This window comes from Acinetobacter sp. LipI_19 (assembly GCF_058242925.1).
In genome coordinates, this window is sequence record NZ_JBZAYK010000001.1 from 1,452,530 (window position 1) to 1,477,757 (window position 25,228).

At 35.6% G+C, this 25,228-nt stretch carries 21 protein-coding genes and 2 pseudogenes; 17 read left to right on the plus strand and 6 right to left on the minus strand.

Translation table 11 applies throughout. The features are described 5' to 3' along the window. The first annotated feature begins 8 nt into the window (after positions 1-8). A complete protein-coding gene (locus tag AC4CVF_RS06965) occupies positions 9-329 on the plus strand; it encodes a pyrimidine/purine nucleoside phosphorylase (RefSeq protein WP_419327289.1) in 321 nt (106 codons plus the stop codon). A gap of 24 nt (positions 330-353) precedes the next feature. On the opposite strand, the gene AC4CVF_RS06970 is transcribed toward AC4CVF_RS06965, so the two are convergent. Further along, positions 354-1,250 (minus strand): LysR family transcriptional regulator, encoded by an 897-nt coding sequence (locus AC4CVF_RS06970; RefSeq protein WP_419327288.1) that lies wholly within the window; start codon positions 1,248-1,250, stop codon positions 354-356. 104 nt (positions 1,251-1,354) lie between these two features. Between AC4CVF_RS06970 and AC4CVF_RS06975 the strand changes: the two genes are divergently transcribed. Both AC4CVF_RS06975 and AC4CVF_RS06980 read left to right on the plus strand, forming a co-directional pair. Beyond that, on the plus strand, positions 1,355-2,407 hold the full coding sequence (locus AC4CVF_RS06975) for an aldo/keto reductase (RefSeq protein ID WP_336950961.1): 1,053 nt from the start codon (positions 1,355-1,357) through the stop codon (positions 2,405-2,407). A gap of 108 nt (positions 2,408-2,515) precedes the next feature. Next, positions 2,516-2,959 (plus strand): SRPBCC domain-containing protein, encoded by a 444-nt coding sequence (locus AC4CVF_RS06980; protein WP_336950962.1) that lies wholly within the window; start codon positions 2,516-2,518, stop codon positions 2,957-2,959. A gap of 57 nt (positions 2,960-3,016) precedes the next feature. Here the strand turns inward: AC4CVF_RS06980 and AC4CVF_RS06985 are convergent, their stop codons facing one another. Further along, positions 3,017-3,553: a lecithin retinol acyltransferase family protein gene (locus tag AC4CVF_RS06985; RefSeq protein WP_209826074.1), complete on the minus strand. Its 537-nt coding sequence runs from the start codon at positions 3,551-3,553 to the stop codon at positions 3,017-3,019. Positions 3,554-3,742: 189 nt separating this feature from the next. On the opposite strand from AC4CVF_RS06985, the gene AC4CVF_RS06990 reads away from it, so the two are divergent. Continuing rightward, positions 3,743-4,501: a phosphodiester glycosidase family protein gene (locus tag AC4CVF_RS06990; protein WP_490789129.1), complete on the plus strand. Its 759-nt coding sequence runs from the start codon at positions 3,743-3,745 to the stop codon at positions 4,499-4,501. Positions 4,502-4,594: 93 nt separating this feature from the next. On the opposite strand, the gene AC4CVF_RS06995 is transcribed toward AC4CVF_RS06990, so the two are convergent. Both AC4CVF_RS06995 and AC4CVF_RS07000 read right to left on the minus strand, forming a co-directional pair. After that, entirely contained in the window at positions 4,595-4,840 is a 246-nt protein-coding gene (locus AC4CVF_RS06995) for a hypothetical protein (protein ID WP_004719975.1), read from the minus strand. 191 nt (positions 4,841-5,031) lie between these two features. Continuing rightward, positions 5,032-6,273, minus strand: a pseudogene (locus AC4CVF_RS07000) (transporter). Positions 6,274-6,788: 515 nt separating this feature from the next. Between AC4CVF_RS07000 and AC4CVF_RS07005 the strand changes: the two are divergent. Both AC4CVF_RS07005 and AC4CVF_RS07010 read left to right on the plus strand, forming a co-directional pair. Further along, on the plus strand, positions 6,789-7,418 hold the full coding sequence (locus AC4CVF_RS07005; RefSeq protein WP_490789130.1) for a TetR/AcrR family transcriptional regulator: 630 nt from the start codon (positions 6,789-6,791) through the stop codon (positions 7,416-7,418). Positions 7,419-7,447: 29 nt separating this feature from the next. Beyond that, on the plus strand, positions 7,448-8,128 hold the full coding sequence (locus AC4CVF_RS07010) for a class I SAM-dependent methyltransferase (protein WP_490789131.1): 681 nt from the start codon (positions 7,448-7,450) through the stop codon (positions 8,126-8,128). Between the two features lie 482 nt (positions 8,129-8,610). On the opposite strand, the gene plsB is transcribed toward AC4CVF_RS07010, so the two are convergent. Continuing rightward, positions 8,611-10,812, minus strand: a complete 2,202-nt coding sequence (plsB, locus tag AC4CVF_RS07015; protein ID WP_490789132.1) for a glycerol-3-phosphate 1-O-acyltransferase PlsB — start codon at positions 10,810-10,812, stop codon at positions 8,611-8,613. 232 nt (positions 10,813-11,044) lie between these two features. On the opposite strand from plsB, the gene cysK reads away from it, so the two are divergent. Further along, entirely contained in the window at positions 11,045-12,043 is a 999-nt protein-coding gene (cysK, locus tag AC4CVF_RS07020) for a cysteine synthase A (RefSeq protein WP_490789133.1), read from the plus strand. A gap of 120 nt (positions 12,044-12,163) precedes the next feature. On the opposite strand, the gene AC4CVF_RS07025 is transcribed toward cysK, so the two are convergent. Further along, positions 12,164-12,700: a lytic transglycosylase domain-containing protein gene (locus tag AC4CVF_RS07025; RefSeq protein WP_419820354.1), complete on the minus strand. Its 537-nt coding sequence runs from the start codon at positions 12,698-12,700 to the stop codon at positions 12,164-12,166. Positions 12,701-12,972: 272 nt separating this feature from the next. Between AC4CVF_RS07025 and AC4CVF_RS07030 the strand changes: the two genes are divergently transcribed. From AC4CVF_RS07030 to AC4CVF_RS07075, 10 genes and pseudogenes are all read left to right on the plus strand, one after another. Further along, positions 12,973-13,905 (plus strand): hypothetical protein, encoded by a 933-nt coding sequence (locus AC4CVF_RS07030; protein ID WP_419327282.1) that lies wholly within the window; start codon positions 12,973-12,975, stop codon positions 13,903-13,905. A gap of 83 nt (positions 13,906-13,988) precedes the next feature. Continuing rightward, positions 13,989-16,612, plus strand: a pseudogene (locus AC4CVF_RS07035) (type VI secretion system Vgr family protein). Further along, a complete protein-coding gene (locus tag AC4CVF_RS07040) occupies positions 16,609-17,556 on the plus strand; it encodes a DUF4123 domain-containing protein (protein WP_490789134.1) in 948 nt (315 codons plus the stop codon). Before AC4CVF_RS07035 ends, AC4CVF_RS07040 begins: the two are co-directional and overlap by 4 nt. Positions 17,557-17,566: 10 nt before the next feature. Continuing rightward, a complete protein-coding gene (locus tag AC4CVF_RS07045) occupies positions 17,567-20,425 on the plus strand; it encodes a T6SS effector BTH_I2691 family protein (RefSeq protein WP_490789135.1) in 2,859 nt (952 codons plus the stop codon). A gap of 15 nt (positions 20,426-20,440) precedes the next feature. Then, on the plus strand, positions 20,441-21,262 hold the full coding sequence (locus tag AC4CVF_RS07050) for a putative type VI secretion system effector (protein WP_419327277.1): 822 nt from the start codon (positions 20,441-20,443) through the stop codon (positions 21,260-21,262). After that, positions 21,259-22,077, plus strand: a complete 819-nt coding sequence (locus AC4CVF_RS07055; RefSeq protein WP_419327276.1) for a putative type VI secretion system effector — start codon at positions 21,259-21,261, stop codon at positions 22,075-22,077. Before AC4CVF_RS07050 ends, AC4CVF_RS07055 begins: the two co-directional genes overlap by 4 nt. Further along, positions 22,074-22,907 (plus strand): putative type VI secretion system effector, encoded by an 834-nt coding sequence (locus AC4CVF_RS07060; RefSeq protein WP_490789136.1) that lies wholly within the window; start codon positions 22,074-22,076, stop codon positions 22,905-22,907. Before AC4CVF_RS07055 ends, AC4CVF_RS07060 begins: the two co-directional genes overlap by 4 nt. Then, a complete protein-coding gene (locus AC4CVF_RS07065; protein ID WP_490789137.1) occupies positions 22,904-23,740 on the plus strand; it encodes a putative type VI secretion system effector in 837 nt (278 codons plus the stop codon). Before AC4CVF_RS07060 ends, AC4CVF_RS07065 begins: the two co-directional genes overlap by 4 nt. Further along, entirely contained in the window at positions 23,712-24,569 is an 858-nt protein-coding gene (locus AC4CVF_RS07070) for a putative type VI secretion system effector (protein WP_490789138.1), read from the plus strand. The genes AC4CVF_RS07065 and AC4CVF_RS07070 overlap by 29 nt, the downstream gene beginning before the upstream one ends. Further along, the gene (locus AC4CVF_RS07075; RefSeq protein WP_490789139.1) at positions 24,566-25,201 is read left to right on the plus strand and encodes a putative type VI secretion system effector; all 636 of its coding nucleotides are present in this window, start codon (positions 24,566-24,568) and stop codon (positions 25,199-25,201) included. The genes AC4CVF_RS07070 and AC4CVF_RS07075 overlap by 4 nt, the downstream gene beginning before the upstream one ends. Positions 25,202-25,228: the final 27 nt, after the last annotated feature.

The window sequence follows — 25,228 nt, forward strand, 5'->3', positions numbered from 1 at the left end:
ACAAATATATGTCTTCCCAATTTGATTTTGTTACGGTCCATATTAAACCTAATGTTCATTATAAAGGACGATCAATCAGTTATCTTATCGAATGTAAAGATGGTTCGAAGAAAACATTGGGGGTAATTTTACCCACAGAGAAACCTTTAACTTTTGAAACTCATGTGACTGAGCGCATTGAAATTGTTTCTGGAAGATGCTTGGTTCGGATAGCAGATCAAGAAGAAATGGAGGTCTACAGTTGTGGAGAATCTTTTACTGTACCTGCAAATAGTCGTTTTAGTCTGCAATCTAGCGAAGTTGTAGATTATGTTTGTCATTTAGAATAACGAATAATGTTAGGCAAATCATCATTAGAATTCTTTAAAGTAATCCTGTAAATACTCAATAAAAACTTTTACTTTATCAGAGATTAATTTTTTATCTGGAATAACAGCATAAATAGCAGTGGGTTCTACCATAAAATTAGGAAGCACATGAACCAGTTTTCCTGAATCTAAATCGTTTTTGACATGCCAAAGTGAGTGATTGGATATGCCGAGCCCTGCCAAAGACGCCTGACGAATCCCTTCGCCTGAGTTGCTAATAAAATAGCCATTTACGTGGATATTTAATCTTTGATTGGATTTAGCATGATCCAGAAAGTTCCATGTATTGGTGATGCCTTGTTGATGACGCTGCACGATACAACGATGTCGCTGTAAATCCTCTAAACGTTTGGGGATACCAAATTTAGCTAGATATTCAGGTGCAGCACAAAGTAAGCGTTTATTGATAGATAAAGGTTTTGCAATTAAAGAAGAGTCTTGTAGTTTGCCTATGCGAATTGCGATATCCATACCTTGGGTAATAAGATCTACATTTTGGTCATTTAAATCTAGATTGATTAATAATTCAGGGTGGTGTTTTAAAAACTCAGCAATAACTTGAACTAGTATCTGGGTTCCAAAGGTTGCGGAAGCCGTGATATTAATGCTCCCTGAAAGTTTTTGATCTTGAAGCTTTAAATTTTCGGTCAATGTTTGAAAACTATCGAGAAGTGGACGTCCTTGCTTAATCAATATTTTGGCTTCTTCAGTCAGACTCAGTTTACGTGTCGTGCGATAAAAAAGTTTAAGGCTAAGCTGATTTTCAAGCCTTTGCACTCGTTGACTTGCCACTGAAACTGCAATATTGGCTTCTTTTGCGGCTTGGCTGATTGAACCCAAATCTGCGACACGTAAGAAGAAATGAAAGTCTTGTGTATTCATTTTCCATAAAATCGAAAAAGTAATTTCTTATTATCCTGATTTTTTAAACAATACCAAGTTGTTATTTTGTGATGAGACACATTATTCAATCAAGGTGAATGATCATGAAATATAATTTTTTAGGCGAATCTGGTTTAAAAGTATCTGAGCTGGGGTTTGGTGCTGGAACCTTTGGAGGAAAAGGTCCTCTATTTTCTGCATGGGGACAAACAGGGCAGATCGAAGCGAATCAAATGATTAGCACATGTATAGATGCAGGAATTAATTTCTTTGATACTGCCGATGTGTATTCAGACGGTGAATCTGAAAAAATGCTTGGAATTGCATTAGCGCCTTATCGGCACAGTACGATTATTTCAACTAAAGTTGCGCTTCGTAGCAATGAGCAAGTGAATCAGGTCGGATTTAGTCGTCATTATTTAATTCATGCAGTAGAGCAATCGTTAAAACGATTAAATACAGACTATATCGATGTTCTACAGTTACATCAGTTTGATAGCTTTACTTCACTCGATCAGCTTATGAAAACTTTAGATGAATTGGTCCGAAGCGGAAAAGTTCGTTATATCGGGGCATCTAATTTTTCAGGCTGGCAATTGATGAAAGCACAGTCGATTGCAGATCGTTATGGTTATGAAAAAATGGTAGCACATCAGGTGTATTATTCATTGATAGGTCGGGATTATGAATGGGAATTGATGCCTTTAAATCATGATCAGCATATTGGTGCTGTTGTGTGGAGTCCTTTGGGATGGGGACGTTTGACGGGTAAGTTTGATCGTGAGCGTCCTATGCCTGAAAATAGTCGCTTACATGAAACAGCACAATTTGCACCACCCGTAAACAAAGAATATCTTTATCAAGTGATCGATACTTTAAAACAGATTGCATTAGAAACGGGAAATTCAGTCCCACAAATTGCTTTAAAATGGCTGTTAACACGAGCTACCGTTTCGACTGTATTGATTGGTGCTCGAAATCAACAACAACTGCAAGATAATCTCATTGCAAAAGATCTAGTGCTTATGGATTCACAATTACAGCGTTTAAATCAAGCCAGTGCGGTTTATCCAGCATATCCATATTATCCATATTGGAATGGTCAATTTTCAGAGCGCTATCAGAGCATCGTTGAATCATCACTTATTCAAAACTAATTGGTTAAATTTATTAACAAAAACATGATACTGATTATATAGCACTTATGTTATCAGTATCACTTTGTTATCTATATAATTCAATATAAGTTTAGAAGAGTAATAAGAATGAATCCAACCATTGAAACTCAAATGTTAATTCGTAAACCCGTGTCTGCGGTTTTTAATGCATTTATTGATCCTGACATTACTTCAAAATTCTGGTTTAGTCGATCTACAGGACCACTAAAAGAAGGCAAAATTGTGCAATGGAGTTGGGATAAGTATCAAGTCAGCTCAAAGGTTATGGTATTTAACATTATTGAAAATAAATTGATTCAAATTACTTGGGGTGAACCCAAAACATCGGTAGATTTTATATTTGAAGAAATCAGCTCAGAGCAAACTTATTTAAAAATTAGAAATTATGATATTTCGCTTCAAGGCTCTGAACTAATTCAATTTATTATAGATGCAACTGGGGGATTCACCACAGTGCTGGATGGTTTAAAAGCTTATTTGGAATACGGATTAGAACTCAAATTGGTTGAAGACAAATTTCCACCATTTTAATGGTAATTTAAAATCAGGGCTTTACTTAAGGTCATGTGAAGAACCTCGTTGAGTATTTTACTTTTTAGGCTGTTGTTCTTTAAGTGATAAATAGGTTGGAAGTTTTAATTTTGACTGAGCCCTGAGTTTCATTTTTATGTATAAAACCAAAGCAAAACAGGTGGTTGCAACTGTTAAAAATAAGCCATTCATATAGGTCATGATTGAACTGATATAGCCAATCGTGGTTAAACGGTTCATCATTTTTACCACTTGAGGACTACTTTCAACCCCTGTAATTGCCCAACTACACAGATGTTCACAATTATTGATAATTAAATGATAGCTGTTTTCGTGCATGCGTGTACGCATACGTCGAACCACATGACGACCAGAAAACTTAGGTTGATCATAGTAACGGACACGGATCACTTTTCCATGTGAAAATTTTTCAAGTGAAGTGATTTCGATTGGGCGTTTTTTTACAAAATGTGCCAGTCCAGAATAATGTATAACACGACCTTTTCCAGCATAGATTCCATGATGACTATAGCCAAAATGTTTGACGATTAAATGCGCACCTAACGGGTATTTAGCTATTTGTTTTGTCTGCATATTCCCACTCAGTTCAAATAAAGTGTACACATGTATTTAATTGAAAGGATAGTTTGATTATAACGATGCAAAATGAATTTGATAGCCCTTAAAGTGATAATTAAGTAAAAAAATGCATTAAAAATGCTAATTAGCCTTCATTATTCAATAGATCACACGATAAAATATAACACTTTGAATGGGGTTGTTATGAATTTGAAAACTGGAGTATATGCGCTGATAAGCATGATGGGATTGAGTGCACTTTCCTTTCAAGTCAATGCCAATACCGACTATATCAAAATAATCAAAGACAAGAAGGTGATCGCAGATGCTGTACGTATCGACGATCTTGATCAGCTACAACTATTTTTAAAAAACCAACAAGGACAAACTTATAAAAAGTTCGCAGCTGTACAAAAAGAGCGTAAAAAATGCCAGATCAGTTTTGCCATGAATGCAGGAATGTATCATCCAAATTTTACACCAGTGGGTTTATACATTGAACAAGGTAAACAACAAACAGAATTAAACCAGCAAAAAAATAAATTTGGTAATTTTTTTATGCAACCCAATGGCGTGGTTGCTTGGAACAATAAGCAAGCTGTGATTAAAACCACTGAGCAATATCTTAAATCTAATTTTAAAGCTCGCTATGCAACACAATCTGGTCCAATGTTGTTGATCAATGGTGAGATCAATCCAATTTTCGTTAAAAACTCAGATTCATTGAAAGTTCGCAATGGGGTGGGAATTAAGAATAATCAACTGTATTTCGTGATAAGTCGTGAAAAAATTAATTTTTATAATTTTGCTGATATTTTTAAGACGCAGCTCAAAACAGATCAAGCTTTATATTTAGATGGTTCAATTTCAAGTGCATTCATTCTACAAGTGAAAAGGCATGATCAGACTTATGATTTAGGCCCAATGTTTATTTATAGTGAAGCAAAAAATTGTGACGATTAAAATGTAAAAATTAAAGTTTTGCTTATGACCTATATGCTAAATCAAAATGGATGCCTGCAAATTGAAGCATCCATTTTGTAGATTAAAGATAAATTACTTAACCATGCCAATGATTGAAGACTGTGCTTTACAGGCTTGAATAGCATCTTCTTTAGATAACTTTTTAATTTCTTCTTCAAAGGCTTTTTTCTGTTCTTTTAGTGAATCTTCAGGAATGCCACTTTGTTTTGCCAAGTCTTCCATATGCTTCCAAGATTCTTCACATTCCTTTGGCATACCACCACATGCGGTTAAGATAGTGCCTAAAGCGAGAATTGGAATTAAACGTAATAATTTCATATTTAGATCCTTTAATTAAGTTGGTTTTTTACTGAGGTTTATTCATATTGATCATTAAAATTTATAGCGTATACAAATGACGGAAAAATGAATTTGTCTTTGAATAAAAAGAAAAAGACTTCATTCTCAAGTATATACACTAGAATGAAGTCTACGCTAAAAACAATTTTAACAAGATCATGCATTGAGCATTAGAAACGGTAACCTATTTTTAAACCATAGCCTATGGCATTGTTGTCACGATAATCACCTTGTTAGGCAATTTCTGAAGCACCGGGTACCGGAATGTAATAGGTACCATCTTGTGCCGTGGCATCCCCAATCCAAATATATTTGATGCCTCCTGCGATAAAATAATTTTCAGCAGGATTGTATTGAACACCCAACCCTAAGCCCCAACCGCCTTTGGTAGGATTCAATACAGAAGCAGGATTTCCAGTACCAGAATCCCATGAAACATCAGCCGACGCAGCCCATTTTTGTGTAAATTGATGTCCTAAACCAATAGTGATGCTGTATTGGTCTTTTTGATAGTCATCGAGATTGAATCCACCAGCATACAGGCCTTGGCTTAACTCAGCTGTTGCCAGTTCAGTGAGTGCACCAAACTGTGTTGGACGGATTCTAAAATCTTTCCAATTTACCCAACGTGCATTTAAATATGCCAGCGTGTCTTTATAGATGCCTGTTTGAAAATCTAAATTTACCGATTGTGGCGTTTTGATTTCTGTATCTTTATCAGTGGTGAATGCTAAAGGTTGTCCAAAAATGGTTTCTTGAGCATCTATTTTGTGCTTGATTTCAGAACGATAAGTTACCGCTGCTTTTAAAGCAATTTCAGGAATCTGAAAAGCAGCACCAGCAAGCCATCCAACAGCATTATCTTGTTTAAAATTAGCATCATAGCCATTAAACACACTCATCGAATTACCACGCAAAGACACTTTGCCTTTGACTGTCTGGTATACCGCACCGCCGTAAAGGTTAAAATGGGCATCTGGCTGAAAACCAAATAACATCGCAATATTTTGAGTATCAACATCCGCAATGGTACCTTTCATACTGATTTCGGTATCAGAGAAGGTATTATTACTACGTAAAGGATATTCGATTGCAGCACCATAAGGTTGATCATAGATGAGCCCAAAGGAAACTTTTGGCGCAATTTGCAGTTTTAAAGCAGCATTATAGTATTGATATGATTGTGCCATATCACCTGTAGTTAAATCATTGCTCCCTGTATTGACTAAATCAGGTCGATTTCGGACTTTGCCTGATACTTCTGGGTCAACTGTGGCAATACTGGCTTCGAAATAATTCTTGTCTTCAAGAAACGCCAGTATCGATTGACCAGATTGATCCATCGCAGCTGCATGAGTATATGCAGTGGGTAAAATGCTGAGGACACTGAGAATCAGTGATTGAGTTTTCATGCTTTTCTTTCCTTGAATGTTTTTTTTTATTTCGCATATAAAATTCAGATAAACAAAGTGAACAATAGAGGTTAAGCTATTAGTTTATTTAACTTTTATCTGAAATCTTTATGATTTTAGTGAATCATTTTTAGTGGATTTAATAAAGGGGGCTAATGACCAATTTAAGGGGGGATTATCGGACAACTCATGTTTGCATTGTCTTAAGAAGTTGCCTCAGATCATTTAAGAATATTGTAGAATCAATTAATGATTTAAAAAGGTTCATTTTCTAAAAAGGAGTAATTTAAAATGACTGTTTTGATCGATCAGGAATTGATAAATCAGCAAGGGTAGAAAATAACCTCAACAAGATAATTAAGTTCATCAATGATTTATTAAATATTGAATCAAGCGATCAGGGTGGATAGCTTATTGCTGCAAAATTTATTAGTATTTAGTCTGCATTACCTTGTAGTACCAACAGGGCAAACTATTCGCTGCCAGTTTATTTGGAATGGAATTTACATATCGCTATGAACTATAAAAGATCCTCTGTCATGGAAGAGAAAATGCAACATAACCGTGAGACAATTTTATTGTCTGCACGTGAATTGGTTGCACAAGGAGGATTTAAAGATGCACAAATTCAAGCAATTGCAGATAGGGCGGGTGTATCAAGTGGTTTGGTCTACAGATATTTTGAAAATAAAAATCAGGTATTGATTGAAGTTTTAAATGCAGCGATTCATATCGAAGTTAATATTCTCAATGATATTGCACATACTGAACTTAGTGCGATAGAAAAATTAGATCGAGCAGTCACAACCTTTGTAAAAAGGGCAATGAACAGCCCTCGACTCTCTTATTCTTTATTATTTGAACCAGTCGATCCTCAATTTGAGTTAGAACGCTTTCAAAGTAAGCAATTGATTAAAGAAAGTATTATTAAAATTTTGACAGAAGGACGTCATTCAGGCGAGTTTATTTTTGAGGATCTAAACACCACCGCATTGTGCATCGTTGGCGCAATGACTTTCGTTGTGATTGAACCTTTAAGTATCGCCAAGACCAAGCGTTTTGATAAAAGCTATAAAGAGTATTTTGTAAAACAAATCGCTGATTTTTGTTTACAGGCAGTGAAAGTCAAACATCCTCAGGAATAGTATTAATCATCATTACAAGGCTTAAAGAAATGGCAAAGGACTTTAATAATCCAGTTGTAGTTGAAGGATATGATGCACATATTCGTAAATTAATTCCCGGTTATGAACTGATACATTTACAAGTCCATGCTGTATTAAAGAGCTATGTATCGACTCAAGCGAAGATTTTAGTCGTGGGATGTGGTACAGGTTATGAACTGCAATATTTGGCTGAGCAATTTCCTCATTGGAATTTTACAGCAATCGATCCTGCAGCAAATATGATTGATAAAGCCAAACAACATATAGCAGATTTAGGGCTTTCTTCTCGAATTCAGTTTGTGCAAGGTGATACATCTGTTCTTAAACGAGTCCATGAGAGTTTTGATGTGGCTTTGGCTATCTTGGTTACACATTTTGTTCCAGTCGATGCGAAAGCACAATTCTTAAAAGATATTGCAAATCGCTTAAGCAATACTGGTCTATGTTTAAGTTATGAATTGATGGAAATTTCGAATGCCAAACAATTAAAAACTTTAAAAAATTTGAGTTTAGCAACAGGATTAACAGAAAAACAGGCGCAACTTATGACAGATCGAATTGAACAAGATTTTGCTTTAATTTCTGTTGATGAAATGAGCGCTTTGTATTTACAAGCAGGCTTTAATCGTGTGGAAAGCTTTGCTCAAGTATTGAATTATCATGGCTTTATTGCCTTTAAAACAGACTAAGTTAATGGTGGTTAAGTAACAACTATTTAAGTAAAAACTATAGTCAAACCGCCTGATTATTCAGACAAGTGATTTGATTTCAATAACTCATATCCAATGAACTTTATGTTTTTATACAATTTGTTAGAAGCTTTTGGTGATTAATTTATTTTGTACTTTTGGATTATAGATGGTCTTTCTATCGTGAGGCAACATGGATGTTGCCATGTTGAGCGGGGGGATAGGATGTACCCCTCGCTTAACGAAAGATTTTGTCACCTTTTCATCTGAGCAAGAACAAAGACTGCTTTGTTTGTAGCACAAGAGTGAGACATCAACTACGCAAATCTATTTAGACTTTAGAGGTTAAAACGTGGCAATGAAAGCTTTATAGTGTTAAGCAATATATTCATTGCATTGATTTATATGCGCTTATAAAAATTTCCTTATCCAAGTGAATGAAGGAACTCTTTTGATTGCGGATCAAAACCAAAAATAAAGGATTATTTCTCTTTTCCGTCTTTCTCAGATTCTTTTACAACATTGACATCATACAAATGAGAAAAGGCAGAAAGTAAGCGGATTTTAGGATCTGCATTTAAAATTTTAATGCTTTGATCAGCTTCGAGTGTAATTAATTTTTCAGCAACAAAATAATCGACAATTTGTCTGATTTCACTCTCAATCTCAGACTCATCCCATTTTAAAAAGAAGGCTTTTTGAATAAGTGGGTATTGTTCGATGACTTGGGTATATAAATCAAATTTTGAAATCTCAAATTTCTGCTGCTCTGTTTTAACTCTCAATATTTTAGCAATGAGTGCTGGCAATATAAACGTGTGCATAATGTTATTACTAAAGTACTTAAGCAAGCCCACCTGTATATCACTGACTTTCACCCAGCGTTCATTATCATGCTCAATCAATTCAACTTGTTTCAGTTTCATGGCATATTGAATGATTTCTGTATTGGAAAGCTCAGTGATTTGCATACGATCATCATAGCGATGCTGTTTGAGTAGATTGCGGAATTGTTCTAAACGTACCAATACTTCACGCTCTGCCAAAGCATGAGTTGGTGCATTTAATAAGACCAGAGAAATTAAACTGATAGGATTAATCACTACTGCTTTATTGATATTTTCCAAAATATCAAACGCAACATCATTGACCGTGGCCTTAACTGACTCAGGCATCTCTTCATGCAAAGCAACACGTTGTGGAGCATTGTTCTTTTTTAAGATATCTTCAAGGAAAACCGGTTCACCTAAATTGACATGGACAACACCAAAGACTTTTTCAATTTTTTGAATAGATTTAAGTAGTCCAAATAGTGATTCAGCTTGTTTTTTCTGCCCACCCAGCTCTTTTATGTATGAACTGCCTTCGATCAGTTTTTCATATCCAAAGTAAGTCGGAATAAATGCAATCGGTTTGCTATTCCCACGCAAATAACTTTGGATGGTCATTGCGAGCATACCTTTTTTAGGCGGCAATAAAAGTCCAGTACGAGAACGTCCACCTTCGATAAAGTATTCCATGGGGGTATTTCGATTGAGCATACTGTAGATATATTCTTTAAAGACGGCGGTATAGAGCGCATTTCCATTAAAGCTACGTCGAATAAAGTATGCACCTGCGCCACGCATCAATTGCCCAACTACAGGCATATTTAAATTAATGCCTGCTGCAATATGGGGAACCATCAAGCCACGGTTATAAATCACATAAGACAATAACAAATAGTCAATGTGGCTACGGTGACAAGGGGTATAGACAATTTCATAATCTTTGGCAAGTTCACGAACTGTATCGAAATTATGTACTTCGATACCGTCATAGAGTTGGGTCCACAATTTGGTTAAAGCAATTTCAGCAAAGCGTAAGGTCGAATAAGAAAAATCAGACACGATTTCATCGAGGTATTTATGCGCGAGTGCTTCGGCTTCATTGATGCTGATTTTTTTATGAATGCTTTCATTGAGAATGGCTTCTTTGACCGCATCACTCAGCATGAGTTTGTTAATTACATTACGACGATCTGAAATATCAGGACCAAGAATTGCTTCTTTATAGCCATTAAATTGTTTATTAAGCTCAGTCACCACATAATGCGCTGGTGAAAAATTGGGTGTGAGTTCAATGGCTGAGTCAATTAACTGCCGTAAAGAAACTGCTTGATGGAATTCAATATAATTATTACGGCCATAGAGAGTAATGTTGAGTGCTTGTTTAATGCCCGTTGGCTTAGCCCAAGCATCAGTCATCAATGCTTTATACCAACTGTCCTCATTTTCCGGCGCACGCCCCCATAAAATCGTTGTTGGTACTAAAAGCACATCTTGTTCAGGGTGTTTTAATAAATATTCGACCAAACGAATAATTTTGTCTGGGTAGTATGCAGAGGCGTTGCTTTTGGTCGGTTCTAAAGTGATAAAACGATCATCTTCCTGATAATCTGATCCTAGGTTAAGTGGCGCAAAAGCAGGGCTGAGTTTTCTTTTTTCTGTTTCATTGTCAATTAAGACTTTATTCGAAGTTGAGTCATCTTGGATGACATAGCAAATTGGAAAATTGGCTGTGTTTGGATCATTAACTGTATTTTCAAGTGTTTTTGTATCGCCTAAAACTTGTGGGCTGACGATTTTATCTAAGATTTTTTTTGTAAATTGACGATAAAATTTTTGATAAGCATTGCTTGCCATAATATTCTCTAAATATGAGTCATATGGTTATTATGCTTGAAATAATATACAAATATATAGTTTGATTTGATGACAAATCGGTCAAACACTTTGCCTAAAAACTAAACTTATGATTTTTATCAATAAACTATTTAAATATCGGTATAATTAAATTCAGTTACTCAATATCAAAGTTTCATAGAAAAGCATTATGATAGATTGATATAAATTCATTTAAATTCAAGGAAAGGTCATGTCTACAGATCCAAATTTTCCAGCAACTGAAAACTTAGGTATTGCTGTTTATTCTAATAATGCTGAAGCAATTGGTAATACACCACTTATTCGTATCAATCGTCTTATTACAGGTGGCGCAACGGTTTTAGCAAAAATTGAAAGCCGTAATCCTGCTTTTTCAGTTAAAGATCGAATAGGTGCTGCACTCATTGCAGATGCAGAAGAGAAAGGGCTCTTGAAAAAAGGTATGCATATTGTAGAACCTACGAGTGGAAATACTGGAATTGCATTGGCATTTGTAGCAGCGGCAAAAGGTTATGCCATCACTTTAACTATGCCAGCAAGTATGAGTATAGAGCGCCGTAAAGTATTAAAAGCGTTGGGTGCAAATTTAATTTTAACTGAACCTGCAAAAGGTATGAAAGGTGCAGTTGACGAGGCAGTGCGTCTAGTAACTGAACATCCTGAAACATATTATTTACCGCAACAATTTGAAAACCCAGCCAATCCAAAAATACATGAGACAACGACTGGCCCAGAAATTTGGGCAGCCACTGGTGGTAAAGTTGATATCCTTGTTGCTGGTGTTGGAACTGGCGGTACTATTTCAGGTATTTCAAGTTATTTTGAAAAGGTCAAGCAGCAAGCGATTTACTCCGTTGCTGTAGAACCCGCAGATTCACCAATTATTGGACAAACCAAACGTGGTGAAACGTTAACGCCTGGTCCACATAAGATCCAAGGGATTGGTGCAAACTTTATTCCTAAAAACTTAGATTTAAATTTAGTGGATGAAGTTATTGCTATCGATAACCAAGAAGCGATTGATTTTGCTCGTCTAAGTGCCACTCAAGAAGGTATTTTTGTCGGTATCTCTAGTGGTGCGGCTTTAGCTGCTGCAGCAAAATTAGCTGCTCGTCCTGAAAATGCAGGCAAAACCATTGTGGTCATTCTTCCAGATGCGGGTGAACGTTATTTGTCTTCCGTTTTGTTTGAAGATATTTCAGCAGATTAAGATTGAATTAAATCATTTATGTTTATGCTGTTTATTGTTGCTATGGACTAAAAAAATAAACCCACTCAAGTAGCAGCAGTGGGTTTATTTTATTGAAATTCAGCCCCTATTCTTAAACTTCTATAAAGAAGACTTTAACTGTTTTTCATGTTGTTTGACTTGTTTCGCATATCGTTTACCTTGACGTTTCATTTTACGATTTGTTTGGTAATTTGTGGGTCCAACGTTGTAGTAGGCTAAGGCCTTTTTCCAGCTTCCTGCACTTTGATTATATTTTGCCAAGATCATAGTGCCACAACGTACATTGGTATATTCATCAAACAAATCACCAGGACAGGCTTGTTGCCAATAACGTGGCATGATTTGGGTAAGCCCGACAGCACCAGATGGAGAGGTGACATAACTCCGGTAGCTCGATTCTTGACGTATGGTCGCTGCAATCAGTAAAGGATCTACATCATACTGATCTGCGCTTTGTACAATCATTGGGGATACGCGATTAGCAACGTCTGGAGAGACAGAATAGGCTTTTTGGATTCCAGTCGAAAGTTTAGCAGCACGTTTTTGCACAGAGCCGCCTCCCAAAGACGAACATGCTGTAATCGCAAGTGTCAAACTCACTGTAGAAATTATTTTTAACTGATACTGAAAATTCAAAATAAAACCAATGTTATGTATCCAAGATTGCCCTGATGTTATGTAGCTGATTTAAACCTGTCAATCTATGAAAATTGGTAGATTTATTCGTGATTTGTATCTTAAGCTGTTGGTTGCTTGCTATTTAGGCGTTATTGCTTGAAAAATTAATTTGTTCAATGCATTGAAAGATAATTTTTGTTTTTTAAGTTATTCTTGATAAATCTCTTTAAGTTGTAAGTAAAATTTGATAAAAGAATAATTGTTGACGAATACAAAAAATGTTAATGGTTATGGCTAAAAGATATAAAATTTATCCAATAAAGACAATTAAGGATTGGCAAGGTGAAGACTGGGATGTATATGAAGAGCGAAATACACAAGCTGGGATTATGATCTACAAAGGTTGGATGTACGAGCAAATTGCAAAGAGTCAATATGTTTACATTTTGACCAATGATTTAGCTGAGTTTTTAAAGAAACATGATCGAGTTAAATCTATGAAATTACTCGGATTATCGGTTAAAATAATCACTAGATTTAGACGTGCATTGGGTCTTCAAAAAAAATATGACTATACTTTATCTACTTTAAGAGATTGGATGTTTGAACATCAAGATGAGTTGTTTACTCAAAGCTTTCAGATGTTAAAAGAAAAATATGGATTAACTCAAACTGAAGTTACAAAGTATTGCACCTTTTTAAGAAAGGAAGGAGTTCAGCGTAGTAACAAACTACGTAAGAATAAAATTGGTTATGCAAATCGTAAAATTGTACAAAACAACAAAGACGCACTAGCTAAATCTGAAAATATTTTTGAAGTACAATCGTTATTGAATAAAAAAAATCTTAAAGCTGCAAGGCGAGCGCATAATCTGGTATGTAAAGAACTTGGTATACCTACATTAAATGACATACGTGTACAACGTTTGAATGAAAAAAAAGAGTGGCGATTAGAACATAAAGAGATCATTTTGAGTACACAGTATTCAATCAAAGAGATTGCGATACGACTCAATAAAACTGAACAGGAGATTTTAACTTCTCGTTCTTATTTAAAAGAATTATTAGGTGAAAAAAAACGAGTTTCTCTTCTAAATTGGGTAAGAGAGCATCAACAGGAATTAAATACACTTTCTATAAAAGAATTATGCGAAAAATTTAATTTAACTGTGGGGGCGGTAATGTATCGGAGAAAACTATCGAAACGAAATGAAATACAATAAATTATGTAGATAAAATTAAATGTGGACAAAATATGATCTTTTTTGTAGAGTGTGCTTAATTTAGAACAACTATACAATAACTCATGTTTAATAATATTTATTTTGCTTTGAAAAATTGGGTCTTACTGCTCAAAAGCGTGCCATGCATGCGTCTTTTTCAAACACTGATCTTAATCAACTGGTATTTTTACAACGTATTGATGGGATGCATGAATTAAACAAAGGCATTCATTTACAATTGATTTGCTTGTCTACGTCAATGAATATTCCATTAAAGCAATTTATCGGTAGCCAAGTGGCTGTCGATATTGTGAATGATAAATCAGAACTCAATCGAATTTCAGGGATTGTGACCCAAGCAGATGTGGGCGCGAGCGATGGTGCGCTGACGATTTACCGCCTGACAGTTGAAGATCCAACCGCACTTTGGAAGCATCGTAGAAATTCCAGAGTGTTTATGAATATGTCTGCGCCTCAAGCAGTTGAAGTTATATTTCAGGAATGGCGCGAGCGAAGTCCATTGTTTGCTTCAAGTCTAACATTGGATAAAAGTGGCTTAACCAAAGACGACGATGTTCGCCCATTTATTATGCAGAATAATGAACGGGATATAGACTTTGTTCAACGTCTGCTTTTTTCTGAAGGGATTAATACTTTAATTGATGAAGCCCAACTTAAAGTATCGAGTTTCAGTGAACAAATTCAACCTCAAAAGCTTCGTTTGATTGACAACAATACTCAATACACCAGCTTAGAACGCAAGAATATTCGCTTTCATCGTAGCAGTCCCACCGAAAGGCAGGACAGCATTATCTCATTTATTGGACAGCGTTCTATTCAGCCTACATCAGTACATATTCAACGTTGGCAAGCCGATGTACTGGAAATAGAAGAAGGTGCAGGCAGTGTTCTAAGCAAACACAAGCATAGTGAAAACTACGACAATGCTAGTTTAGCTCTTGAGCAAGTTTGGCACTTTAGCCCAGCATGGATCCAAGACTTGAATGGAGAAGATGGTGCAACAGCATCAGGTAATCGTCAAATTGAACGTTTTAATGAAAATCTGAGTAACTACTATGACTCACAAGCCAAACAATTTACCGCAATATCTACAGTACGTGATGCACATGTGGGTTATATCTTTGAATTAAATGGGCATCCCGAAATTGATCAACACGATTTTTCCGATAAGCAATTCCTAATCATATCGAAGCACTTTTATAATCAAAATAATCTACCAAAAGAGTTGACCCATCAGGTTGAAAATTTGCTTAAGCAAAGCAATTGGCAAATAACCAATATCACGACAAACAATAGTGATGAACGCCAAGCCAATCAGTTGGTGCTACAACGTCGCAATATCACCACTGTTCCAGAATACAATCCATTAAAACATCGTCCGATTGCGTCACCCCAACGTGCCAGAGTGGTTGGACCAAGTGGAGAAGAAATCCATGTGGATGAGTGGGGAAGGATCAAAGTACGTTTTCTGTTTACCCGCAATCAAGATCATAGCCACGATGGTGGTGCTGGTTCCAATGATAACGACACCGATTCAGCTTGGGTGGATGTACTGACGCCGTGGGCTGGTGAAGGCTATGGTGCACGATTCTTACCGAGAGTTGGAGAGGTCGTCGTTATAGATTTCTTCGATGGCAACATTGACAGGCCGTTTGTGGTGGGGCGTATTCATGAAGCGCATCGTCATCCAAGCAAGTTTGATGAAAAAGGTAAACTGCCTGATACCAAAAAACTGTCAGGAATAAAAAGTCGAGAGTATCAAGGCAGTGGCTATAACCAACTTAGATTTGATGATAGTACTGAGCAAATCAGCAGTCAGTTACAGAGCAGTCATGGGGTGAGTCAACTTAACCTCGGTAATTTAAGTCATCCCAAAGAGACAGACACTAGCGAAGGACGAGGTGAAGGCTTTGAACTGAGAACTGACCAGTGGGGTGCATTAAGAGCAGGACAAGGTTTATTACTGAGTACTTATGCTCAGGATTCAGCCTCGGGCAATCACCTTGATGTGACCGCGGGCATAAATCAGTTAGAAAGTAGTCTCAATAACTCTAAAGCATTAAGTGAGGTTGCCAAGAATCAGCAGACTGATCCTTTAGAAGTTTTAGATAATATCAAAGGCTTTATCGACGTATTGGCTCAACAAGATCCGAAAAAAGCAGATGAATTTAAGTCTGCGGTGATGATGTTGGCTTCACCAAACTCAATTGCGCTTACCAGTAATGAAGATATTCATCTTTCAGCAGATGGGCAAATTAGCCACACATCAGGCGACAGCATTAACCTAAGTACACAAAAGGCTTTGATTGGACATGCCAGCGCTAAAATTAGCCTTTTTGCGGCACAAGAAGGTGCAAAGTTATTTGCTGGAAAAGGTAAAGTTGAGATCCAAGCGCAGGGTGATGGGTTGGATATGATCGCACGTAAAGGCATTCAAATCATTTCAACCGAAGACGCAGTTTATATCATCAGTCCGAAGGAAATTAAGTTGGTCAGTGATGGTTCTGAACTCAAGATTAATGGTTCAGGTGTGTTTTCAACCACAGGTGGCTTATTTGAGGTGAAATCTGGGCAACAGAAACTGACTTCCCCAGCTTCTATAAATCCGCCAGCTTTAGACTTGCCTGATTGCTCTGCGAAACAAGGACAGGCAGCTCAAAATGGATCAGCGAAGGTGATCTTATGATGAGTGAGAACTTTCTACAACAAACGGCGATATCCTCTGAACTTCATTCCGTAGAAGCAATTTATCAAAAAATGCAAGCAGTCTTTAGCCAGCATCATCGGCTGTTAGTATTGCTTGATGAAACATTAGCGCCTGATGTTTTTGATGATTTAAAGAAGTGTTTAAGAGAACACAATATTATTTATATTCCCTTGGCAAAAGGCAGTCGCTATAAAGACACGCATCTGTTTTTTATAGAAATATTAGATGAAAAGATATTAAAAGAGATCGGACCACAGCTAGCAGAACATTTACTTAATAATTTTGAAATTTCCAATGATCAGTATTTAGTACATGGTTTTGGGGCTTCTCATTATGAAAATGATCAGTTGAACCAAAAGTTTAAAACCAGTTTGGTATTGCAAGATATTGATTCCAAAATTTTATTTCGATGGTATGACCCACGAGTAATGATTTATTTGGATCAAATATTCAATGAACAGCAAATGAATAGTTTATTGGGAAATTTTACCCAATGGGAATTTATCCATCCTAGTGGATATTTTCACTGGGAAAATATCCAACAGAAAAAATTGCTGAAAAAAGCCATTATCCAAGTGAATGAACAACAATCCTTAGCTTTAGATTTGATTGAAATAAGTAATATTGTTTTTCGAAAAGCGCATGAATTAGAACAAGTCGACATCAATCACTTGAAATCACAACAGATTCTTAAAAATTTATATCAAGGACATGAACAATACCACATTACCAGATATGTCGACTTAGTCAGTTATGGCTTATACGCAGAGGTACTTGGTCACAGCTTTATGAAGCATCCTTATATTGTAAAAGTACTTCAACAATACTGGAACACTGAACCTGAAAATTATAATTTTACTGAAGCGATGAACTTTGTTGCTGAAGATTCTTGGGCATTGATTAAAACAGAAACATTGGAATAAGGAAAATAAAATGGGCGGTGATAAAGAAGCTTTTGCAAGAAAAGAAAATAAAAAAGCCGAACAACGTAGACAGGGAGAAGAGATTTTAGCTGCTCCAAATGCGATAACAAAAGCTGCTAATGCAGCAATACAAGTCAATCAACAAACTTCAGATGCAAAAGGCAGTAAAGACCAATGTAATTTTTGCCGTAAACTTGGTTTGCAGATTTTGCCTTTACGTTATACGGTAACTCAAGACAAAGCCCCACACCTTTCATCACAACTTGGGAAAAATGTAAAAAACGTAGCATTGTCATACTCCAAATATACAACTGAAATGATTGATTCTAGTTATATTTATGCAATGGTGAAGCGAAAAAAAGGTTATCAATGGATCGGGTACATCGTCACACCGCAAGGCTATTTATCATCTTTTCCATTAGACAAACCTGCACCCGTATCTGTGCTTGAGTTTGCATGTAAAGGAAATGAACATGCGTTATTTGCCTCATTTGTCACCATTGAATATATTGCAACGAATTTGGCCGAGAAGGCATATTTGATATACACCCACGCACCTATGACGGATGAAAAAAGAAAAGAATACCAAGCGAAAGCGGATGAATATGTCAGTTCAGGGAAATGGCAATCTATAGATGTTGCAGGATGGGCTAAAGGATCATCACAACAAGAACATTGTTTAAACAATTCAACTTTAAAGGACGGCGTGAGTTTTCCTTTGTCATTTGGCTCAGACCGCTGGAGTAAACTGCTGACTAAATTTGCTGAGAAACCTAAAGCCTTTGCATCTATAGTGCTGTATGACCCAATTGGCATCACTGTAAAGCTAAATGAATATCGAAATGAAGCTTATGCCCCTGTAGATGATTATTTAGAAGCAAAAGATAAATATGGCGTCACAAATCAGCGTAAACTGGATTCAGTGCAACGGGTAGAAAGCATTGAAGGATCACTACTTAAAAATAAAGCAAAAATTGTACAACGGGAAAATGAAATTCATGAACAAACAGCAGAATTTATAGAAAATAGGTATAAATCTACTTTAATTAGGATTGAGCAACAACTTGTATATGCAAGGAAAAGAAATGATACAGCAGAAATTGCACAACTAGAACGAAGTAAGAAAGAGCTTGTCGAAGACCATGAGCGTACGATGAAAACACGGGCAGGTCATGGTGAGGTTGTTGGAGAAGCTAACTTCCAAACTGACCGAAAAGTTCTGCTCGATAATTTAAACTATAAAGAAATAGAAGCGTTTAAGCTGGAAGCAGCACAAAAATATGACACAGCTTTGAAGGTTGCAAACCAACGTGCTCAAGAGCATTTGAACTGGGTTGTTTCTGAAAGTTTATTTGATGCTTTAGATGCCTATGATCAGAAAAATTTACGAAGTGGTTGTGCGTTTAAAGCTCATGTAGCGTCTATATTATTTGGAATGGAAGGTGCGGAAGCAGGTGCAAAACAGTTAGATGACTGGGTTAAAAAGCCAGAATTTGAGCGTAAAAATTTATTTATTCGTGGCTTGTATAGTAATCAGTTAGAAGCCAAGGCAAAGCATGACGAACTGAAAAAAGCTGCAACTGATTTTACCGCTGTTGGTCTAAAAGCAATGAAGGGTACAATAGACTTTTTAAAGAAAACTGATTCTGCATGGGATGAATGGGCAAGGAATCAGGGAATAGACAAAAATAAAGGCAATATAGGATTTTTTAAAACGGAAAAGAAAGTGATGCTTTATGTTTCTAACTTTTCTCGAGTGGTGTTTAGAGCGGGTATGGGGTCAACTGCTGAAAGTCGATTTGTCTCTGCAATTTCGCAAAAACTGTTGTTTGCTCAGATGGGTGACTTGGCTGGAAAATTAAGATTTGATCAAGTTGTATATAATATAAACCCTGAAAAATTAAACTCTGGAAATATCAAACTCAGTCCTGAACTTAGTGAAAGAGTCGGTGGTCAGCTGTCAAAAAATGCAAAGGAAGCAACAATTCGTTCTTTGGATGTATTGATCGATGATGCAATGGCAAAAAAGCAACAAGTGGCATTAACTTTAGAAGAAATTGAAAAAGCGGGCAGTAAAGGTATGGCGAACCATACCAATAATTATCATCAGGTACGAGCATCAGGCATTCTTGTATTTATAGAGGCGATTAATTTAGCGCATATGCTTAACTCTGGAAAATATAAAGACTCGGTACAAATTGCTGCTTTGGTGGCATCTGTATCCGCATTGATGGCTTTTGGTTTGGATATCTTTTATGGTCTAGCAAAAGGTGCAAGAGAAGTGGCGACTCAAACATCTTATGCAGGCGCTGGAGCAGCAGCCACACGAGGCGCAGCAAATATTCAAAGAGCAGGTATTAAATGGGCAGCAGGTAGTTTAAGTACTATTGCAGGGGGAATTACTGCTTGGTTAGATTACAACAAAGTTGAAAATTTGACTGGAAAGGAAGGAATACCTACCTCCTTAATTATATTATATTCAGCTCGTGTAGTTACAGGAGCTGCTGCTGCTCTTTTGGGATTATGCGCAACTTTAACCTATATAGGACCTTTAATGACATATTTAAACCGTGTTGGAGGTAGTCCATTGATTCAAAAGATGGGCGCTAAAGTTTTTGGTGAAACTATGGCTAAATATAGTGTTAAAAAGCTTACTCGAGAGATAGTACGGAATGCTTTACTGCGTTGGATTGCTTGGGCAAGTGGTATAGGTTTAATTTTAACTTTAGTTGAAGTCGCCTTTTTAATATATATGGAGGCAACAAAGCTTCAACGTTGGTGTCAGTATTCTACTTTTAGAGCTTTAAAAACCAATAAGCTAATGTCGGAACAACAAGAAGTCGAAGATTTTCAGACACTATTTGCATAATAGAGTAGTCATAGTATGAGTTTAAAAAAAACAGACCGAATGATTGATGAATTGTCAAATAGGCTTTTTATCGTAGAAGGCGAAGTAACTGATCTGTTGACCAGTGAAACCATGCAGAACTTAAATACCAATATACAAACGGGTACAGGTGCAATGGCTGTAGGCTCAGCACTTGTCGGACAGATCGGTACAGCTGCTTTAGCCAGTTTTGCTGCCAGTGATGAAGGAATAGAAGTCAGTGATTTTGCTTTAGAACTCACAGATAAAAATAATCAAAAGCATTACTTTAAGGGATGTTTTCCTGTAGTGATGTTTAAAAAGGGAGATATGGTTAAAGTGATTGCAGAATCGCTTTCGGGTCAAAATAAATATGCTTATGCAGCAACTATTATTGATATAAAGAATAATTATATATGGACTGGGCAAGAAGTTGTAAAAGGAAGAATGCAACATAGAATCACATCTATGAAGTTTGGACTGATTGTTGGGTTCCTATCAGTATTAACTTTCTGTTTATTTGCAATATTTGGTAAATATGGGATTTCACTTATATTTAATCCTCCTATAGGCGGTACTCTGTTCATTTGTTTATTTTTTTTCTTATTTATAGGCTGGCGTGTTGGTGCAAGTTTTGATGAGCAAAGTATTGAATTAGAATCTATTTTAAAAAAACTTGGGTTTAATAAGCCAAGTCGAATGAATTTACAAATTTTTGCATTGAGTGATTTAAGTTGGAAAAATCAAGAAAAAGATTTTATCCATGAGCGTTGGAAAGATTATACCTACCGTATTGATTTAGCCAAACAATATGATGAAGAAAAATATGGAAAAAAATGAGCTTAAAAAAAACAGACCAAATGATTAATGAATTGGCAGATAGACTTTTTATCGTTGAAGGAGAAGTCACAGACTTATTGACCAGCGAAACCATGCAAAACTTAAATGCCAGTATGCAACCGGCTACAGGTGCAATAGCTGTCGGTTCAGTACTAGTCGGACAAATTGGGAATGCTGCCTTAGCTAGTTTTGCAGCTAGTGATGAAGGTATTGATGTTAGTGATTTTGCTTTAGAAATCACAGATAGAAATAATCAAAAGCATTATTTTAAAGGATGTTTTCCAGAAGTTAATTTTAGAATTGGTGACAATATTAAAGTTATGGCTGAGCCTTTTACAACAAAATATTCAATAGTAAAAGCAGTTATTGAACCAAAAAATCAATATATATGGACAAGTCAACAAATTATAAAAGGACGAATAAGATATAGGATTTTTGGGATAAAATTAATAGGTGGTGTAGGAATATTTGTCATGATAATTTTTATTTTATTTTCGATATTTGAGGATAATGGTATCTCATTTCTTTTAAGTCAGCCTATATTTATTTCTTTTTTCATTTGTTTATTTATTTGTTTATTTATTGGATGGAAAGTGGGTGCAAGCTTTGATGAGCAAAGTGTTGAATTAGAGGCAATATTAAAAAAGTTGGATTTTAATAAACCAAGTATGGCAAGTTTAAATGATTTTTCAGTTTTCTCAATAAATATAAAGAATAAAATAAAAATGGATGAGCATCCTGATCGTTGGGAGCAATATACTTATCGTTTAGACTTAGCTAAACAATATGATGAAGAAAAATATGGGAAAAAATGAGTTTTAAAAAAACAGACCGAATGATTGATGAATTGTCAAATAGGCTTTTTATCGTAGAAGGCGAAGTAACTGATCTGTTGACCAGTGAAACCATGCAAAACCTAAATGCCAATTTGCAAACGGCTACAGGTGCAATAGCTGTGGGTTCAGCTCTTGTCGGTCAAATTGGGAATGCGGCTTTAGCCAGTTTTACAGCCAGTGATGAAGGGATAGAAGTCAGTGATTTTGCAATAGAAGTCACGGATAAAAACAATCAAAAGCATTACTTTAAAGGATGTTTCCCTGTAGTGATATTTAAAAAGGGAGATATGGTTAAAGTAATTGCAGAACTACTTTCGGGACAAAATAAATATGCTCGTGCAGTAGCTGTTATTGATCAACAGAACAATTATACATGGACTGGGCAAGAGGTTGTTAAAGGAAGGATTCGCTATAGGGTTTTTGTAATGAAATTATTTGGAGTCATTAGTATTATTGTAGTAATTTTTGCTTTGCTTTTTGATTTTTTTATAACAAATTCAATAAAGCAAATGTTAATTAATAATATTGGTATTCAAATAATTTCTTTTTCATTTATATTAGTTTTTATATTCATTGGTTGGCGAGTAGGTGCTAGCTTTGATGATCAAAGTATAGAATTAGAAGCAATATTAAAAAAATTAGGATTTAATAAACCTAGTCGAATGGATTTACAACATTATGCTCTCAACGATTTGAGTTGGAAAAATAAAGAAGATAATAAAGGATATGTCCATGAACGCTGGAAAGATTATACCTACCGTATTGATTTAGCAAAACAACATGATGAAGAAAAATATGGGAAAAAATGAGCTTTAAAAAAACAGATCAAATGATTGATGAATTGTCTGACAGACTGTTTATTGTTGAGGGAGAAGTCACAGACTTACTGACCAGTGAAACCATGCAAAACTTAAATGCCAATATGCAAGCAGCTACAGGAGCAATAGCGGTGGGTTCGGCATTAGTTGGTCAAATTGGGAATGCTGCTTTAGCCAGTTTTGCAGCCAGTGATGAAGGAATAGAAGTCAGTGATTTTGCCTTAGAAATTACAGATAAAAATAATCAAAAGCATTATTTCACTGGATGTTTTCCAGTGGTAATGTTTAAAAAACGAGATATGGTAAAAGTAATTGCAGAAGAAATACAAGGTGAAAAAAAATATGCTCGAGTTAGTACAATAATAGATCAGAAAAATAATTATATGTGGACAGGCCAAGAGGTGGTTAAAGGGCGGTTTCGATATAGAATATTTGGAATAAAATTATTTGGTATAATGGGAGGAGGGGCATTATTAATAGGTATAATTACAGTTTCATTTATGGGTGCATTTAATAGTTTATTAGAAAATTATATGATTTTAACAATTTTAACAATTTTAACAATTTTAACAATTTTAATTACTTTTATATTTATTGGTTGGCGAGTAGGTGCAAGCTTTGATGGTCAAAGTATCGAGTTAGAGGCGATATTAAAAAAATTAGGATTTAGTAAACCCAGCAGAATGAATTTACAAAATTTTGCATTGAGTGATTTAAGTTGGAAAAATAAAGAAAAAGATTTTATCCATGATCGTTGGAAAGATTATACCTATCGTATTGATTTAGCAAAACAATATGATGAAGAAAAATATGGGAAAAAATGAGTTTAAAAAAACAGACCAAATGATTGACGAATTAGCAGAAAGGCTTTTTATTATTGAAGGTGAAGTCACAGACTTATTGACTAGTGAAACCATGCAGAACTTAAATACAAATATACAAACAGGTACAGGTGCAATGGCTGTAGGCTCAGCACTTGTCGGTCAAATTGGGAATGCGGCTTTAGCTAGTTTTGCTGCTAGTGATGAAGGTATTGAAGTTAGTGATTTTGCTCTAGAAATCACAGATAAAAATAATCAAAAGCATTATTTCACTGGATGTTTTCCAGTAGTAATGTTTAAAAAAAGAGATATGGTTAAAGTGATCGCAGAACCACTTTCTGGTCAAAATAAATATGCTCGTGTAGCAGCTGTTATTGATCAAAAAAACAGTTATACATGGACAGGCCAAGAAGTAGTTAAAGGTCGATTTCGATATAGAATATTTGGGATGAAATTAATGGGGGGAGTTTGCTTATTTGTAATGTTTATACAGCTAATCATAGATTATTTTATATCAGATTCGATAAATCAAATGTTATTTAGTGATACAGGAATTCAAATAACAGCCTTAATGGCCCTTATTGTTTTCACTGGTATTGGTTGGCGTATAGGAGCAAGTTTTGATGGTCAAAGCATTGAATTAGAGGCAATATTAAAAAAATTAGGATTTAACAAACCAAGTCGAATAGATTTGCAAAATTATGCTCTCAATGATTTAAGTTGGAAAAACAAAGAAGACAACAAAGGATATGGGCATGAACGTTGGAAAGATTATACCTACCGTATTGATTTAGCTAAACAATATGATGAAGAAAAATATGGGAAAAAATGAGTTTTAAAAAAACAGATCAAATTATTGATGAATTTTCAAAAAGGCTTTTTATCGTAGAAGGCGAAGTAACTGATCTGTTGACCAGTGAAACCATGCAAAACTTAAATGCCAATATGCAAGCAGCTACAGGAGCAATAGCTGTAGGTTCAGCACTCGTTGGGCAAATTGGGAATGCTGCTTTAGCCAGTTTTGCAGCCAGTGATGAAGGAATAGAAGTCAGTGATTTTGCCTTAGAAATTACAGATAAAAATAATCAAAAGCATTATTTCACTGGATGTTTTCCAGTGGTAATGTTTAAAAAACGAGATATGGTAAAAGTAATTGCAGAACCGCTTTCGGGTCAAAATAAATATGCTTGTGCAGTAGCGGTTATTGATCAACAAAACAATTATATATGGACAAGTCAAGAAGTCGTTAAAGGGAGAGTAGGGTACAGATTTTCTACTATAAAATTATTTTTGAGTATAGGTATCATAGGTCTTTTTATATTCATACCTTTGTTAATGTTAATAGGAGATGGAATAGCTACATTAAAACATGAAGTTACTAGGCTCATTTTATTTATTTATTTATTTGTTTATTTGGTGGTTGGGTTGTTGGAGGAAGTTTTGATGAACAAAGTATTGAGTTAGAGGCAATATTAAAAAAACTCGGATTTA

What these genes read in the sequence shown, in the direction of transcription:
- AC4CVF_RS06965 (WP_419327289.1), top strand. Translation starts at nt 9, where the DNA reads ATGTCTTCCCAATTTGATTTTGTTACGGTCCATATTAAACCTAATGTT.
- AC4CVF_RS06970 (WP_419327288.1), bottom strand. Translation starts at nt 1,250, where the DNA reads ATGAATACACAAGACTTTCATTTCTTCTTACGTGTCGCAGATTTGGGT.
- AC4CVF_RS06975 (WP_336950961.1), top strand. Translation starts at nt 1,355, where the DNA reads ATGAAATATAATTTTTTAGGCGAATCTGGTTTAAAAGTATCTGAGCTG.
- AC4CVF_RS06980 (WP_336950962.1), top strand. Translation starts at nt 2,516, where the DNA reads ATGAATCCAACCATTGAAACTCAAATGTTAATTCGTAAACCCGTGTCT.
- AC4CVF_RS06985 (WP_209826074.1), bottom strand. Translation starts at nt 3,553, where the DNA reads ATGCAGACAAAACAAATAGCTAAATACCCGTTAGGTGCGCATTTAATC.
- AC4CVF_RS06990 (WP_490789129.1), top strand. Translation starts at nt 3,743, where the DNA reads ATGAATTTGAAAACTGGAGTATATGCGCTGATAAGCATGATGGGATTG.
- AC4CVF_RS06995 (WP_004719975.1), bottom strand. Translation starts at nt 4,840, where the DNA reads ATGAAATTATTACGTTTAATTCCAATTCTCGCTTTAGGCACTATCTTA.
- AC4CVF_RS07005 (WP_490789130.1), top strand. Translation starts at nt 6,789, where the DNA reads ATGAACTATAAAAGATCCTCTGTCATGGAAGAGAAAATGCAACATAAC.
- AC4CVF_RS07010 (WP_490789131.1), top strand. Translation starts at nt 7,448, where the DNA reads ATGGCAAAGGACTTTAATAATCCAGTTGTAGTTGAAGGATATGATGCA.
- plsB (WP_490789132.1), bottom strand. Translation starts at nt 10,812, where the DNA reads ATGGCAAGCAATGCTTATCAAAAATTTTATCGTCAATTTACAAAAAAA.
- cysK (WP_490789133.1), top strand. Translation starts at nt 11,045, where the DNA reads ATGTCTACAGATCCAAATTTTCCAGCAACTGAAAACTTAGGTATTGCT.
- AC4CVF_RS07030 (WP_419327282.1), top strand. Translation starts at nt 12,973, where the DNA reads ATGGCTAAAAGATATAAAATTTATCCAATAAAGACAATTAAGGATTGG.
- AC4CVF_RS07040 (WP_490789134.1), top strand. Translation starts at nt 16,609, where the DNA reads ATGATGAGTGAGAACTTTCTACAACAAACGGCGATATCCTCTGAACTT.
- AC4CVF_RS07045 (WP_490789135.1), top strand. Translation starts at nt 17,567, where the DNA reads ATGGGCGGTGATAAAGAAGCTTTTGCAAGAAAAGAAAATAAAAAAGCC.
- AC4CVF_RS07050 (WP_419327277.1), top strand. Translation starts at nt 20,441, where the DNA reads ATGAGTTTAAAAAAAACAGACCGAATGATTGATGAATTGTCAAATAGG.
- AC4CVF_RS07055 (WP_419327276.1), top strand. Translation starts at nt 21,259, where the DNA reads ATGAGCTTAAAAAAAACAGACCAAATGATTAATGAATTGGCAGATAGA.
- AC4CVF_RS07060 (WP_490789136.1), top strand. Translation starts at nt 22,074, where the DNA reads ATGAGTTTTAAAAAAACAGACCGAATGATTGATGAATTGTCAAATAGG.
- AC4CVF_RS07065 (WP_490789137.1), top strand. Translation starts at nt 22,904, where the DNA reads ATGAGCTTTAAAAAAACAGATCAAATGATTGATGAATTGTCTGACAGA.
- AC4CVF_RS07070 (WP_490789138.1), top strand. Translation starts at nt 23,712, where the DNA reads ATGATGAAGAAAAATATGGGAAAAAATGAGTTTAAAAAAACAGACCAA.
- AC4CVF_RS07075 (WP_490789139.1), top strand. Translation starts at nt 24,566, where the DNA reads ATGAGTTTTAAAAAAACAGATCAAATTATTGATGAATTTTCAAAAAGG.